16 protein-coding genes are annotated in these 15,137 nt (G+C 39.8%); 4 read left to right on the forward strand and 12 right to left on the reverse strand.

The genetic code is table 11. The annotated features are described in order from the left end of the window. Positions 1 to 52 precede the first annotated feature (52 nt). The 3 genes from D7Z94_RS13945 to D7Z94_RS13955 all read left to right on the forward strand — a co-directional run bounded on the left by D7Z94_RS13945 (position 53) and on the right by D7Z94_RS13955 (position 4,438). Positions 53 to 685: a family 16 glycoside hydrolase gene (locus D7Z94_RS13945; RefSeq protein WP_120712223.1), complete on the forward strand. Its 633-nt coding sequence runs from the start codon at positions 53 to 55 to the stop codon at positions 683 to 685. Positions 686 to 875: 190 nt separating this feature from the next. Next, entirely contained in the window at positions 876 to 3,335 is a 2,460-nt protein-coding gene (locus D7Z94_RS13950) for an ABC transporter permease (RefSeq protein ID WP_120712224.1), read from the forward strand. 68 nt (positions 3,336 to 3,403) lie between these two features. Then, positions 3,404 to 4,438, forward strand: coding sequence for a substrate-binding domain-containing protein (locus D7Z94_RS13955; RefSeq protein ID WP_120712225.1), 1,035 nt, complete (start codon positions 3,404 to 3,406; stop codon positions 4,436 to 4,438). Positions 4,439 to 4,636: 198 nt separating this feature from the next. Here the strand turns inward: D7Z94_RS13955 and D7Z94_RS13960 are convergent, their stop codons facing one another. The 5 genes from D7Z94_RS13960 to D7Z94_RS13980 all read right to left on the reverse strand — a co-directional run bounded on the left by D7Z94_RS13960 (position 4,637) and on the right by D7Z94_RS13980 (position 8,490). Further along, positions 4,637 to 5,551 carry an SPL family radical SAM protein gene (locus tag D7Z94_RS13960; RefSeq protein ID WP_120712226.1) on the reverse strand — a complete coding sequence of 305 codons (915 nt, stop codon included), beginning with the start codon at positions 5,549 to 5,551 and terminating at the stop codon, positions 4,637 to 4,639. Next, positions 5,529 to 6,251: a DNA alkylation repair protein gene (locus tag D7Z94_RS13965; RefSeq protein WP_158594640.1), complete on the reverse strand. Its 723-nt coding sequence runs from the start codon at positions 6,249 to 6,251 to the stop codon at positions 5,529 to 5,531. Before D7Z94_RS13965 ends, D7Z94_RS13960 begins: the two co-directional genes overlap by 23 nt. 8 nt (positions 6,252 to 6,259) lie before the next feature. Beyond that, positions 6,260 to 6,895, reverse strand: coding sequence for a hypothetical protein (locus D7Z94_RS13970; RefSeq protein ID WP_120712228.1), 636 nt, complete (start codon positions 6,893 to 6,895; stop codon positions 6,260 to 6,262). Positions 6,896 to 7,063: 168 nt separating this feature from the next. Continuing rightward, positions 7,064 to 7,939, reverse strand: coding sequence for an NmrA family NAD(P)-binding protein (locus D7Z94_RS13975; RefSeq protein ID WP_120712229.1), 876 nt, complete (start codon positions 7,937 to 7,939; stop codon positions 7,064 to 7,066). 5 nt (positions 7,940 to 7,944) lie between these two features. Next, complete coding sequence (locus tag D7Z94_RS13980; protein ID WP_120712230.1) at positions 7,945 to 8,490, reverse strand: nuclear transport factor 2 family protein; 546 nt, start codon at positions 8,488 to 8,490, stop codon at positions 7,945 to 7,947. A 122-nt stretch (positions 8,491 to 8,612) separates the two neighbouring features. Here D7Z94_RS13980 and D7Z94_RS13985 point away from each other — a divergent pair, with 122 nt between their 5' ends. Further along, on the forward strand, positions 8,613 to 9,017 hold the full coding sequence (locus D7Z94_RS13985) for a winged helix-turn-helix transcriptional regulator (protein ID WP_120712231.1): 405 nt from the start codon (positions 8,613 to 8,615) through the stop codon (positions 9,015 to 9,017). 22 nt (positions 9,018 to 9,039) lie between these two features. Here the strand turns inward: D7Z94_RS13985 and D7Z94_RS13990 are convergent, their stop codons facing one another. From D7Z94_RS13990 to D7Z94_RS14020, 7 genes are all read right to left on the reverse strand, one after another. Continuing rightward, a complete protein-coding gene (locus D7Z94_RS13990) occupies positions 9,040 to 9,960 on the reverse strand; it encodes a helix-turn-helix domain-containing protein (protein WP_120712232.1) in 921 nt (306 codons plus the stop codon). 15 nt (positions 9,961 to 9,975) lie between these two features. Continuing rightward, positions 9,976 to 10,869, reverse strand: a complete 894-nt coding sequence (locus D7Z94_RS13995) for an SDR family oxidoreductase (RefSeq protein WP_120712233.1) — start codon at positions 10,867 to 10,869, stop codon at positions 9,976 to 9,978. A gap of 162 nt (positions 10,870 to 11,031) precedes the next feature. Next, entirely contained in the window at positions 11,032 to 11,943 is a 912-nt protein-coding gene (locus D7Z94_RS14000) for a helix-turn-helix domain-containing protein (RefSeq protein ID WP_120712234.1), read from the reverse strand. A gap of 97 nt (positions 11,944 to 12,040) precedes the next feature. Continuing rightward, positions 12,041 to 12,916 (reverse strand): SDR family NAD(P)-dependent oxidoreductase, encoded by an 876-nt coding sequence (locus D7Z94_RS14005; RefSeq protein WP_245967207.1) that lies wholly within the window; start codon positions 12,914 to 12,916, stop codon positions 12,041 to 12,043. 108 nt (positions 12,917 to 13,024) lie between these two features. After that, on the reverse strand, positions 13,025 to 13,777 hold the full coding sequence (locus D7Z94_RS14010; RefSeq protein ID WP_120712236.1) for an SDR family oxidoreductase: 753 nt from the start codon (positions 13,775 to 13,777) through the stop codon (positions 13,025 to 13,027). Between the two features lie 10 nt (positions 13,778 to 13,787). After that, positions 13,788 to 14,252: a DUF1097 domain-containing protein gene (locus tag D7Z94_RS14015; protein ID WP_120712237.1), complete on the reverse strand. Its 465-nt coding sequence runs from the start codon at positions 14,250 to 14,252 to the stop codon at positions 13,788 to 13,790. Positions 14,253 to 14,281: 29 nt separating this feature from the next. Then, positions 14,282 to 15,022, reverse strand: coding sequence for an SDR family oxidoreductase (locus tag D7Z94_RS14020; protein WP_120712238.1), 741 nt, complete (start codon positions 15,020 to 15,022; stop codon positions 14,282 to 14,284). Positions 15,023 to 15,137 lie beyond the last annotated feature (115 nt).

Here is a 15,137-nt window from a genome sequence, read left to right on the forward strand (position 1 = left end):
AGAAATGATTTCCCCTTAGGACGGCCAATTTCGTAGTATTATAAAAAAAATCATGAAGTCATTAATTTTATTCACATCGATCACACTTTCCCTCTATTTTGGAGGGTTGAATGCCCAAACGAACACCAAAGCTGTCCAAGAGAACTGGACCACTTATAACAGCAAGGCCGTTTATGAGAATGGAACCATTCATTTGAATCATTTGAGAAATGATGGGGAAGGGAGCGCATTACTTTGGTTGAAGGAGTCCAATTTTAAAGATGGCAGTATTGAATTGGACATAAAGGGGAAGGACGTACGTGGCCAGAGTTTTGTTGGTTTGGCCTTCCATGGTCTGGACAATTCGCATTATGACGCGGTCTATTTCCGACCCTTTAATTTCAAAAGTCCCGAGAAGAAGGACAATGCAGTGCAATACATCGATAGCCCCGATAATGGATTCTATGAGCTGCGGAAAAAGTTCCCCGGTAAATATGAAAATGCCGTTCGACCCGTGCCCGACCCGAACGATTGGTTCCACGTAAAAATCGAAATTACCGGAAAGAAAGTAGAAGTCTATTTGGAAGGGAGCAACGAGCCGACCTTGACCGTGGAAAAATTAAACGACCGTTCCCAAGGTATGATCGGTCTATGGATGGATAGTATGGATGGATGGTTCAGGAACTTGACCGTAAAGGACAGATAGTCATTCCAATAATTAAGATACACAGCAAGCTACGTAAAATGAGCAAGCATGTTCAGTCAAAGTCCCAAACATTTTCTAGGAGGGGACGAAAACACAAACTCCTTTTCGTATAATGATGTCGGGCTTCTTAAGGTCATAGTCTCGTTACTTTTGATGGCAGTTTAGGTATCATCAACATATTCTAGTCGCAATGTTTAAAAATTACTTTCGTGTCGCCATTCGTGGGTTTATCCGACAAAAAGGGGTCGCACTGCTCAATATCGTGGGCCTGGCTATCGGTCTTGCATCCGCGACACTTATCTTTATCTATGTTCAGGATGAGCTTCGTTACGACACGATGCATCCTGCACCGGATTTGACCTTTGGCATTGGGCATGATTTCACCAACGATCGAGGAGAGAAATCGAGTCGTCCTACAGTTCCTGCCGGATGGGGAAGTCTTTTACAAGATCAGATGCCAGAAGTTGTTGACGTGTTTCGCTACGTTTATGTGGGTTTTCCTTACAGCATGAGAAACCCGGATAGTGACAATATGTTGCTTACCCATGATGGGGAAGTTCTTCTGGTAGAGAAAACATACCCAAACGTGATGTACTTTCCACTGCTTCAGGGCGACAAAAATCAAGTTTTTAGTCAGCCAAATAGTATCGTTTTATCGGAAACGGCCGCCCAACGTTTGTTTGGTACCACTGATGTATTAGGGCGTCAATTGGGGATGAAGCATATAGCGCTGACCGATGAATACATACCCTTGGAGGTTACCGGGGTGATGAAGGACTATCCCAGTAATTCGCATCTGCAACCCGACTATTTACTGCCCACCGAACTGCTCGATGACAATCTGCGGAAAAATTTGGGCATATCGATTACCGACTATCTATCCAGTATGGATAGATTCAATGCGTTCACATATGTTCGGCTTGCCGAAGGGGCGGATATAGCCAACGTAGAAGCCGCCTTACATCGAATCGTGAAGGAACACCTGCAAGACCAGGCTAGTCGGTACCAACCCTTTTTGACTAATATCACTGACTTACACTTTGATGAAAAGGTAGATTGGTCAAGGTGGAACGCTTCGGCGAGTTTTGACTACATTATCCTATTTAGCACTATTGGGCTATTGATACTGCTCATTGCATGTATTAACTACATGAATCTGGCTACGGCAAAATCGGCCAAACGTTCCAAAGAAGTAGGAATACGAAAAACATTGGGCAGTAGCCGTCTGTATCTCGTGGGGCAGTTCTTGTTGGAGTCAGTGCTTACGACCTCCATCGCCCTGGCGTTGGCACTTGTACTCGTGGCTATCGTGCTGCCTGCATTTAGTACGTTGGCCGATAAAGACCTTCCATGGACCTTGTTAATGAACGGAAGAATCACTGGAAGCTTATTACTGATCGGATTGGTGGTCGCTTTCGTCTCAGGTAGCTATCCTGCACTCTTTTTATCCAGCTTTAAGCCAACACAGGTGCTGAAAGGAACCCTCACGTTGGGAAAAGGCCCTGCCTATTTTCGTAAAACGCTGGTGATTATGCAATTTTCGGTTTCCGTATTACTGATTGTCAGTACCGGGGTTATTCTTCAGCAGATGAAAATGCTCCAAAGCTCTAAACTGTACAATCAAGCCGACCAGATTATATCCGTGCGATTTGGGGGTGGGGTAGCTCCGTTGGAACGCTACCAAGCGTTGAGAGATGAGCTATTACGCGATCCACAAATCATTGAGGTAGCCTTAGCGGTGAATCTACCTCGGAGGGAAAATTTCGGTGGTTTACTAGAGACTTCTTTTGTTCTCCCGGATATAAGCGGTGATCAGGAATACAATTGGAAGCATTTGCGAGGAGATTATCACTTTCCCGACGTATTTGATATGGAGCTGGTGGCCGGAAGAAGTTTTGATGTACAGTACGTGAACGATTCCACTAATTATGTCATCAACGAAACCGCGGTCCGCACCCTAAATATGCTTCCTGAAGAAGTCATTGGACTCAATCTTAGAAATACCACGTCCGACGAAAACGGACAAGTAATCGGTGTAGTCAAGGATTTTCCTTTCGAATCAATTTACTCCAATATTAAACCAATGGTCATCCAGGGAAAACCACACATACGAAATCAAGTTTTATATGTGAAATTACCTGCTGATGAAATGTCCGGTAAAATAGCCGATGTAGAACGTATTTGGAAAGCAACCCTACCCAGTGCTCCTTTCGACTATTGGTTTCTCAGCGACGAATTTGGAAGAATGTACCGCGCCGAATTGAAATTATCTAATTTGGTGCGACTCTTCTCCGTATTGGCAGTACTTATTGCCTGTTTAGGCTTATACGGATTGGCCTCTTTTACTGCCGAACAAAAAACCAAGGAAATTGGAATACGAAAAGTGTTAGGGGCATCCGTACCTCAAATCGTATGGATGCTAGTAGTCGACTTTTTGAAGATGATTCTGGTCGCCTGTCTGATCGCCCTGCCCTTAGGCTACTTTTTGATGCAAAACTGGCTTCAGAACTTTGCATATCGAATCGATTTAAGTTGGTCAGTCTTTGCGATTTCGGTCGCTATCATTGTGGGGCTAACCCTATTGACCGTAGCTTACGAGAGTATCAAAGCATCCATCGTTGACCCCGCTAAATCACTAAAGAACGAATAAACGAAGTAGAATAGGGATAGTCTGATTTTTCTTCTATGTACAGCTCCTTTTGATTACTCATAGAATTCATGAACAAAAAGTCTACAATTAAGGAAATTGCCAAACTTGCCAATGTTTCCATTGCTACGGTAGATCGGGTCTTGCACAATAGAGGGGGTGTTGCAAAGAAAACCGCCCGGCTAGTCAAAAAAATCATAGCGGATACTAACTACGTTCCAAATACTTTCGCGCGAAACTTGGTGCTGAAAAAAAGTTTTAAGATTGCAGTGCTGCTGCCCGAGCATGGACAGTACGACTACTGGTCTGGCTCTTGCAAAGCGGCAAAGATGGCGAATAAAGATTTCAAGTTCTTAAGTGCAGTAACTGTGTATCACTATAACCAAAAGGAGAAGACCTCACTATACAAAGCAGGCATTCAAATCCTTAAAGATAAAAATGATGCTGTTCTATTGACCCAAGTGATTTTGGACGAAGCCAATGCCTTTTTGGAAGACTGTAAAAAAAGGAAAATTCCCTTTATTTTAATGGGCTGTAGTCGGCTTGATTTGGGAGCAATCAGCTATTTCAAACCGAATTTGGGCCAAGGCGGGAGACTGGCCGCGGAACTTTTAAGCATGGGCCAAAAAGAGGCTTCGAAGTTTTTGGTGTTGAACATTGAAACTGCCCAGGAGCGATATAATATTGTTAAAGAAAGAATAACAGGATTTGAGTCCTATTTTAAGAGAAATAAAGGGCGAAATTTTGAAATCGAAGTATTCTCAATTTCATGGAAGGAAAAAAATATAGCACAAAAAATTAGAGACAAATTAAATTCAGACAATAAGATATTGGGCGTATTTGTTCCAAATTCAAAATCTTTTGTATTGGCAAAGATTGTGTATTCATTTAATCACATCCGGATTGTTGGTTATGACATTTCGTATAAGAACCAAGCTCTTTTAAAGACCGGAGAAATAGATTTTTTAATCAATCAACGCCCTTACGAACAGACTTATCTGGGTATCGAATACCTTTATAAATATCTTGAAATGGGGCAAAATCCACCAAAAGTGGTCAGTCTTCCTTTGGATATTGTTACTAGGGAAAAATTGATTTACAATTGAGGTTATGAACTATTCCTTACCGTTAGGTCAAGTATCAAGAAACGTTCTTTTTACCGGCCTATTAAAAATTGCAGCTAACGTTGAGTATACGTCAAGTAGAGCAGTAGTAAGCGATGAACTTCCAAGTTTGCTAAGAGCCAAAATGTCGTATTTTGTTTTTAAAAATTACCACTGGACCTCCGTAACCCACTAAATACCCTATTGGCTATTTATGGAGTTAGCTGCTGTTTTTATTATATCATTCTTTAATCCATATTCTTTACAGAGTTCCTTTATTTTTTTACGAAATGCATTCTGATAATATGTTGGCATTTCAGTATTTGCCGAAAAGAATTTATCGTATTTTTCCCTCAATTCAGGGTAGTGCTTATTTATTGCATTTAACATTAGCGTTCTACTATCGGCCTTTCCGTTTCCAAACAAAGTGATTGTTGCCGGAAAAATGTAGTCAATACCAATCCTTTTGAACAAAGAAAACGATTGATGTAGTTGCTCTGAGGTGTCCGATATAAATGGAATCAGCGGCATTAAGCTTACACCTGTTAGAAATTCCTCATCAATGGTTTGCTTTAGTGCTTCTATCCTTTTTGAGGGCAAAGTAGCTCCAGGCTCAAAGATTTTCCCTACTTTGTCCTGTATTGTTGAGAACGAAAAGCTGATAATTACACCTCTTTTTAATTCTGGTAGGTCTAATGGCAGAATAGCATCACGCTCTATCTTTTTCAACAGGTCAAAATCACGCACTATCATGTCCGATTTGGTAATCATATGAACTGGAAATCTATGCTTATGAATTATCTCTAAAGCCTGCCGTGTCAACCTATATTTTTTCTCGATTTGAATATAGGGGTCAGTGGCCGAGGAAAGGACTATTACTCCATACTGATTTTTCTTTGCTCGCGTTGCCAACTGTTTATCCAATAGCTCAATAGCATTTGTCTTGACGGATAAACTCTGTTCCAAATTGGAACCATACTTGCTTCCCCTAATGTAACAATACAGGCAATTAAACGAACAACTACTATACGGATTAAATGTATAGTCATCCAGAAACCACTGGTCTCTCTTTTTTGTTTTGTTTAAAACGGATTTAACGTGAATTTCTCTTGGCATAATACGTATGTCTTTCAAGGCCTATAGCAACTTTTCTTCTAAACCAATTGGCTACTTTTTCTTGGTTCTGAATATCGGCATGGTACTGCTCAATAATATCAGGGTGGAACCTTGTTGTAGTTTTTGCTGCCCAACCGATTCCTTGTCGTATTTCTTTATCCTTTGTATTTGCCAATGAGAGCAGAATCAAAAATACGATACCCACATTTTGTTTATCCAACCCTTTTCTAACAGCATAATGTACTCCTGCACCCAAAGACCGTAATACCCAATTTTTAGAATGGTAGGAAAGTTTTCTTATCTCAGGAATGGTTCTATCAGGATAGTGCAGTAATGCAAATCCATAGACTCTTTCTCCTATTATATCACACACATACCAAATATCGGCTTTTGAGGTGTATTCGGTAGCCTTGTCAATGGATTGTTGAAAATGATTTTCTAATCTATTCTGTAATATGATCCCAATGATAACATTGCCACCTTCCGTTTTTAGAGTTTCTATTCCATCACACAATGCAACTTGTTCATTTACTTTTATTCTCTCCGACAATTGATGGGCACAAAACTCAAGTAGTGGAAATTTTATTTTCCTGTTTAGTATTTGATTACTAAGCTCCAATACACATGCTGACAATCCTTTTTCTTGGTAGGCTGAAATACAGCACTGCAAATATTTTTTAACTTCGGATTTTCTGGTCACTACACTCATTATTGCCCAATTTTCTTAATCACCCTTTCTATACGTTTTCTTTTAGTGTCCACTTCAATATCGGCAAGTCTGGTATTCAGCGTTTTTACAAAAAGCTTTTTGTTCTTCCCGTTAACTACTGGAATGGTCTTTTCTGGATATGCAGGAAGCTGGTTTTCTGGGCTTTTTAGCAGCTGTTCGATCAGTAAAGTAAATGCATTATCAGCATAGCCTTCAACGCTCGATAATTTTATTAAAATGTTTACGGCGTGGTCTTTGGTAATAACTGAGCCTTTGTCCGCAACGTTAAGAATATGGGGAAGTACATCGTAAATCTCTTCCGGTCGTTCCTTGGAGATGGTATTAAGAGCGATCATTATCCCCCATTGAAGTCGGTTATTTTTGGTATTCAGCTGTTTTACAAATTCATGGACATAATCAGCAATCATCCTAGGTTCTTGCATTCCAATTTCGTAGAGTACTTTTATGCAATCATTTTGAATAGTTTTTTTACTTGATAGATTTTCTACCAATTCTTTTATTGCTTTCTTATTTTTTGAAAGTACGATCTCTTGGGCAAGTTCTTGATTAGGTACTTCATCTCTTCGCTTAAGTGAAGAGGCCAACTTTTCAATAATGCTTATTTCTTTTTCCATCAATACTGTTTTCTACAAAGATAAAGCAGTACTGACCTCATCCCGATAGATAGGACATTCTATTTCAGATTTTGGAGTCCCATTAAAAGGCAGCTCAATGAGACCGCAATAGAAGAATCTCAAAATTTCTTTAAATTGTTCATTTTTCGGGACAACTTTACAAATTGATTATTTTGAAATAAACTTGTTCCGGATTACGTCCTCAAGAGTTGTTGGCGTATGGGCCTCAAAGGTTCGAGGTGTCGCATAGGCACCATCGGGATCTCCCAAAGCCTTATAGAGGTCGACCAATTCTTTTTGAACGGTATCATTGGCGCCGAACTGGGCGAATTGATTTTTTATATCATCATAAGTCACCTGCTTGTACACTACCTGCTGTTGTAATTCTGAGGAGAATATATCCGCTGCTTCCTTTAGGGTAATGTTGTGCGGCCCCATAATATTTCTCGTCCATTGTCCTGCCCAATGCTCGTCCATCAGGTATTCAGCGGCTATATCCCCAATATCGTCGGCACTTATAAAAGGAATATCATGATCCGTAGCATACGGAAAGGAGAAATAACCTTTTTCAAGGATGTCGTTCTTTTGCAATAGGAAGTTTTCCATAAAATAACCAGGTCTCAAGAAAATCACATTCGATGCCACTTCTTTGAAAGCTCTTTCCATAGTACCCACATAGGTAACTGTTCCAAGGTTATCGGAAGCTCCGGCACCGAGGGAAGAAATGGCAACCACACGAGGTATATTGTTCTCTTTAATGGCAGCTACCCCGGCAGCGATAATGTCATCATACCACTCTTTTAAGCTTATCACTCCGAGTGCCGGAGGCACAAGCCAGAATAGCACATCTGCCTCTTTTGTATGTGCAACTACCTGTTCCGTGTTACTCATATCCACTTCATGTGAAGAAGAATTTGGGATATTCAAATTTTCTAATGCATCCAGCTTGTTTCCCAGCAATATAACAGAATGACCTGCTGATGCTACTTTTTTTGCGATACGGCTACCTACATTACCTGCGGCCGCCCCAATTACTATTTTCATGATTTTTATTTTTTTGATTTATTATTAAACATTTTATTAACTTCTGCATGGTCTCCCATAGCGGATACAGCCAAAGGGTTCCAGTACTCTTTATAATGGATGATTTTTCCATTTTTTAGCATTATACGGGCGACATAGTCTTGTTTGTATAACTGCTTTGTCGACGGGATAACCACTTCCCCGTGGAATTCGGCCCATACGACATGGTTTTGTACCATATAGCTTTTCACCAGCGAGAAGGCGATATCCGGCATATTCGCAAGCGCACCTTTCAAATAATTGCCATACTGCGTTTTATCCAGTTTGGATGGCGTACCCAACGAATGGGCATAAGGGTATTCAATAATGGCATCTTCATGAAAAAGCTCAAGTACATTTTCAGTGCCCAGATTGAAGGCTTCCAATAGATCCTGAACTATTTTTTCTTCATCTATAATCAAGGTCCCGTTATTCGTTTCGATTTGTCCTTTTTGGGCCTGGACCGAATACGTGGTTGTCAGAAATACGGCAATCAATATTGCCAGTATCGGGTTGAATGTTTTTGTTTTCATTGTATTATTTTTTTTAAATTTTTAATTGTTTACACAAATTTATGTGCTATACTTGTATCTCGCAAGAGGGCACTAAATAGTGCATAGCTTACTTTTGGGTAGTAAATGAATAAACAATAGTAATGGAAGCTGAAAAAAAAATTAAAAAAATTTCATATTTGGAATCTTTGAGTGCCAGAACCGTTTTTGATGAAAACTGTATCATACAGGTATCCTTTGCTTTGATAGCGGATAAATGGACTTTATTGATCTTAACTACTTTGATGCAGGGAACAAAACGAAATAGCGATTTGCAAAAACAGGTCATTGGCATTTCACCCAAAATGTTGTCGCAGACATTAAAAACTCTACTGAAATATGGAATGATTTCACGAAAGGTATATCCCGAGGTACCGCCGCGCGTAGAGTATACCTTAACGGAGTTTGGAACCAGCCTTGTTGAGCCCTTGTCCAGTTTTTACGATTGGTCAGTAGATTGGGAGGATAGACTTCGTGCTATTTATAAAAAAACCAAGGGAAAAAAATGACTTACTACGTTGGCGCTGGTCTTTAGTTGAACGACTGCCTAAATTCCAAGGGAGTGCGTTTGGTTTTTGCCTTAAAAAACTTACTGAACGATTGAGAATGCTCAAAACCAAGAACATAAGCAATCTCGCTCACCGATAGGCTGGATGTAGATAATTCTTCCTTGGCTTTTTCAATCAGTTTTTCATGTATGTGCTGTTGCGTATTTTGTCCCGTTAGCACTCTAAGCAGCCTTCCTAAGTAACTTTGTGAAACATTCAATTCCTCAGAAACATATTGAACAGATGGCAAGCCTTTTATTTCCAAATCATCACTGTTAAAGTAATCTGTCAATAGCATCTCCAAACGTTCTAAAATTTGATGATTGACCTTTCCTCTTGTTATGAATTGACGATTATAAAAGCGTTCAGAATAGCTGAGCAAATTTTCAATATGCGTGCCAATGATTTGTTTGCTGAATTTATCAATGTTTGCTTGATACTCTTGCTGAATGCTTTGAATGATACCATTTATGATAGATTCTTCCTTGGGGGACAGAAACAGGGCTTCGTTTACGGCGTAACCAAAAAAATCGTACTGCTTGATTGTTTTTGCCAAAGCTGTGCCCCAAATAAAATCAGGATGAATAAGAAGAATCCATCCTGAGTTCACAGGCACATGGTTTTTGTCAACTTCCACACGAAATACTTGGTTTGGTGCCATAAAAAACAGTGAGCCTTCATCAAAATCGCACTGTTGGTATCCATATCCAAAATTGGTATGGGAGGATTTTTTCAAAGAAATAGCATAAAAGTCAAGTACCCAGCTCATTGCATTGCTTTCATCCGAATGCTTTATCGAAGCATAATCTATCACACTGATCAAAGGATGCTCGGGAGCTGGCAGCCCTCTAAATTTATGAAACTCACGAATTGTTTTAATTCTATATGGTTTTTTCATCGCCATATTTAAATGTACCGATTATTGGTTATATGCCTTTGCAAACTCTTCGGCAAAATCTTTTAGCTTTACTTTCCCAAATTTTGGCTTATTACTGTAATAATCTTCCAATAGTTTACCATTATGTATGCTCTTTTGCATTTCTGTTAATCCTTTTGCTATTTTAGGGTTAAGTCCAATTGATAAAGCCCCATTGAACATATCCCCATCGGAAATCAAAATCCATTTTAAGTCCGGTTTTCCAATTGCTTCACCCAACGTTTTTGCTATTTCATTACAAGTTAACTCTTCACTCACAATGTAGCGCACTTTTCTTTCTGAGAATGAACCTTCTAATTCCTCAGCAACAACTTCGGCAATATCAGAAGGTGATACCCAAGGACACTTATCATCTTCACCATAGTTGGAAGCTATAATTCCTTGAGATTTTATTGCAGGAATAAATCCAAATAAATTATAGTAGAAAGATGTAGGTCTTAGCGTCGTAACTTTAATTTCTTCTGGTAAGGACCTAAAGATATTTTCTACATGGGTGTGTGCAATAAGCTGGCCATTGTCTTTATCCATATTACTACCTATACTACTTAAATGTATTACCTTTTTTACGTTTGATTTTAAAATAGCTTCGGCATAGTTAGTACCAACTTGTTTATAAAATTCTAGTTGATTAAAATCTTGGTCGAAGTAGTCTCCCGGTGGAATCATACAATACACCGCATCTGAACCTTTAAAAGTTTCGGTAAGAAAGGACACGTCTTCCATTGTACCCATAGCAGCTTTTGCCCCCAACATTTCAATGTCTTTTTGTTTTTCAGGATTGCTGCTTATCACCGTTACGGAATGTCCTTTTACAATTAATTCTTTCGCAAGAGGTTTGCCAATATTGCCCAATGAGCCTGTTAAAACAATGTTCATTTTTCTATTTTATTTGTTCAAAACAAATTTCTAGAACCATGGAACAACAGGTGTAGCCAAAACGATTTTTATTGTAGTCGGAATGAAAGATTTTTTCAATACGTTGAACATCGAGCCCAATTTTCGACCCTTGGTTGGCCTTCGTTTTTTCGATTAAGGATGTCAGTTGTACAATTTCCTGAACTCCAATGGGGTGAGTTTGGTCTTTGCCTTAAAAAACTTACTGAACGACTGCGGGTGCTCAAAGCCTAAAGTATGGGCAATCTCACCCACGGATAGGAGAGTAGTGGACAACTCTTGCTTGGCCTTTTCCACTAACTTATGATGAATATGTTGTTGGGCATTTTGCCCGGTCAGTGAGCGCAACATATCACTTAGATAACCTGGGGACACGTTGACCTGTTCAGCTAAATAATGAACAGAGGGCAAACCGTCATTTAACGGTTTTGGACCGTTGAAATATGCTTCTAAAATATCCTCAAGTTGTAACAAAAGGTTGTTGTAAACAGCTTTGTGTGTGAGGAACTGTCGGTTGTAAAATCTATTGCTGTAGTTCAGCAACAATTCTATTTGCGAAATGACTACATCGTGGCTAAAATCATCTATTCTGCTTTTTAATTCATCATCGATGATTTTAAAAATGGCTATAATGGTTGCTTTTTCCTCGGCAGAAAGATGTAATGCTTCGTTGGCGGCGTATGAAAAAAAGCCATACTCCTTCATTTTTTTAGCCAATGGGTATGTCAATAGAAAATCGGGATGGATAAAAAAGATATAGCCCGAAGCAGAGCTTTTTGGGCTTTCGAATACCTGATTTGGGGCGGTAAAAATCAGTCCACCTTCACCAAAGTCATAGTAATTTTGACCATACCTTGCTTGTCCACAAAGCGTGTTTTTATAGGCGATTTTATAAAAGTTTAAAATAAAGAAATAGAATGATTCGGCTGTTGGAATAGAGATTTCTTCAATATTTATAAAACTTATCAAAGGGTGAGTGGGTTGTTGCAGTCCAAACGCACGATGAAAGTCCGGTAAGGAATCAAATTTTCGTGGTATATTTTCTTTTCTTCTCATTGATTAATAACTAGAAAACGACAACCGATAAGATACTAAATATCGGTCATCGTTAAAGTTAAAACGCTTGTGTATTTTGTTTTGATTACTATGTTTCTCAACCTTGGGCTGCATTGGATACCGATTCCCAGGCTTCCCATGTTGCCAGTCGCTCATTGTAAGCCTTGCGCACGGAGGGCAATGTCTGGTTGCCCAAGAAAAGTCTTAGCGGTGGTTGCTTTGCATCAACCACTTTGAAAAGAGCTTTAGGAGTAGCGTTTGGGTTTCCCCTTTCCAAGTTTCGAAGACCCTGTATAAATTGCCCTTTAAAATCGGAGTAGATGTCAAGCCCACTAGCCATCTTCAAAGACTCCGGACTGCCGAACTCAGTTGCATAGGAACCTGGCTCGATAAGGGTTACTTTGATATCAAAGGCCTTCACCTCTGCAGCCAAACTTTCATGAATGGCTTCAAACGCCCATTTTGTGGAACAATAATATCCGATTACGGGCATCGACTCAAGGCCCAGACTACTTGATACGCCCAATATGTGACCTCCGCCCTGCTTGCGCAATAGTGGCAGTGCTGCCTGAATAACAGATAGCGCACCAAAAATATTGGTTTCATAGAGTGCCCGGACGTCGTCCAAACCTGATTCCTCGATAGTACCAACAAGTGAATAACCGGCATTGTTCAGAATGACGTCCAGTCTGCCAAAATAATGATATCCTTGCTCGAGTGCAGTCTTTACCTGATTTGGCTTTGTTACGTCGAGTGCTAAGGTGAACACTTTTTCTCCGTACTTTTCTCGTAAATCGGATATGCTATCCAATCTGCGGGCTGTTGCCACGACTTTATCGCCACGCTCAAGTGCAGCTTCCGTCCAAATACGTCCAAATCCACGGGAAGAGCCCGTGATGAACCAAACTTTGTTTTCTTTTTGATATTCCATGATCTTACATTTTAATATTAGAACACTACAAAGGTCAATCATCACTTTTGCCTTCGTGTAGCCGAATTGGGGAAGGATGTAGCCAAAGTGAGGAATTTGGGTTTATCTGATCAATTACCTTAGTAATTCATTTCAACTATAGGTATACTTTCACTGCGTAGCACCACCATTGACCAATAGATGTTGTCCATTTACGAAGGATGATAGATCACTGGCAAAAAATTCTGCCAGGTTTGCTACATCTTCTACTTCTGCCAACCTACCCATGGGACAGCTTTCGATCAGCGATTTTCTTAATTCGGGATACGCACTTGGGTCGACAAATATTCCAGAATAGTCTACTGCAAAGGGAATAATGGAGTTTACCGTAACACCCCGGTGTCCTATTTCTTTTGAAAGAACATCCACTAGATAACGGGGCGTAGTTTTGCTTCCTCCATATACTGCCATTCCCGGAACCGGAAAAGCCGTAGTGCTCGAAGCGATATAAATGATACGTCCGTTATCTTCAATGTTCTTGGCCGCTTGCTGCATGGTAAAATATGCTCCTTTGGTATTAATGCTGAACAAACGGTCAAATTGCTCTTCCGTGAATTGCGTTACCGGTGTTTCCACCATTTCTATACCGGCATTGGCAACGACAATATCTATCTTTCCAAAGGCTTTTTTTGATTCGTCAAACAAGCGTTCTATATCGGATGTTTTACTAACATCAGCTTGTACAGCAATGGCTTTAACCCCCATGGCTATAGTATTTGATAAGGTCTCTTCAGCCGATATACTGTCTTTTGAAAAGTTTATGACCACATTGGCACCAAGGGCCGCATACCTTTCCGCTATGGCTTTTCCCAAACCTCTTGCGGAACCGGTAATCAAGGCTGTTTTATTTTGTAATGAATTCATTGTCTATGTTTTAAAATTTTGTGTTTATGTATTTCAGTCCTATATCATTGATCAATGCGAAAATGACCCCTGTAACTATTGGGACAAGTAGACCCAATACTGGAATCACCTGTAGCTCTGGGTGTACCCCAAAAAAGATGATCAATCCTAGAAACCAAGCAGGGATGTTATTCAGTCCATTGATTTTTGATACATATGCCAGCGAACCGATAAGGATAAAAACGGTCAATGGAAATCCCATTGCTCCTATTGTAGGCACAAGAAGACTGGCCATAGATTGTATAAGTACTCCGAGTAGTATTCCCAATATGATCTGTAAGAAATTGGGAGTATATACTTTGATAGATTTTCCGAATAGGTAATAACTTACCCAAGCAAGGAACATGACCCAGGTAGCCCATCCCATGGAAAATGAGATAAATACTGCCAATGCTCCGCATAGCCCCATGACAAGGGCTGTTAAAAATGTTTTCATAATATGTAATATTTAAATGATTAGAGTAGTTAAGCCATTGCTCCGTTGGCACCTATGTTCTGAGCAGAAATCCATTTGGCTTCATCACTGGCCAAGAAGGTCACAATTTTTGCAATATCCTCTGGCTCACCAATACGATTGAAGGCTGATAAAGAAGCTAATCGATTAATTACTTCCTGTGGTTTTCCCTTTGTGAACAGTGCAGTATTTGTAGGTCCAGGAGAGATTGAATTTACATTGATACCCCTGCTTCCCACTTCTTTTGCAAAAACACGGGTCAATTGTTCAACGGCTGCTTTGGTGGCTACATAAGGCCCATAGGTGGGCAACATGATTCTATTGACCGAAGTTGAAAAGTTGATGACACTTCCATTTTCTGCTAATTTTGTAGCAGCTTCACGAAGCGTATTAAATACTCCTTTTACATTTACATCCATTTGTTTTGCAAAATCCTCGTCGGTGGTATCTTTAATCAGTGTATTGATCATTATACCTGCGTTATTGACCAACACATCAACTTTTCCGTAGTGGGCAATGGCAGTATTGAAAAGGCCTTTTACATCTTGTGAGTTACTTACATCGGCCAATATAGCGATGGCATCCCCACCATTTTTTTTGATTTGTTTTACAACATCTTCAGCTGCTTCTGTACTACCGGCATAGTTAATAATCACTTTTGCCCCGGCTTTGGCCAAATGTAGCGCTACCTCTGCGCCAATACCTCTTGATGCACCTGTAATAAGTACTACTTTGTTACTTAAATTTTTCATTTGTCTATCTTTTTAAATTTATTGGAACAAAGGTATTTAGGTACTATCCCTTGTTTGTTGCGTGGAATACAGTACTAGTTGTAAAATTTAAATAGAAAAGGGGAATAGAGGACTA

Source organism: Ulvibacterium marinum (assembly GCF_003626755.1).
Taxonomy (GTDB): domain Bacteria; phylum Bacteroidota; class Bacteroidia; order Flavobacteriales; family Flavobacteriaceae; genus Ulvibacterium; species Ulvibacterium marinum.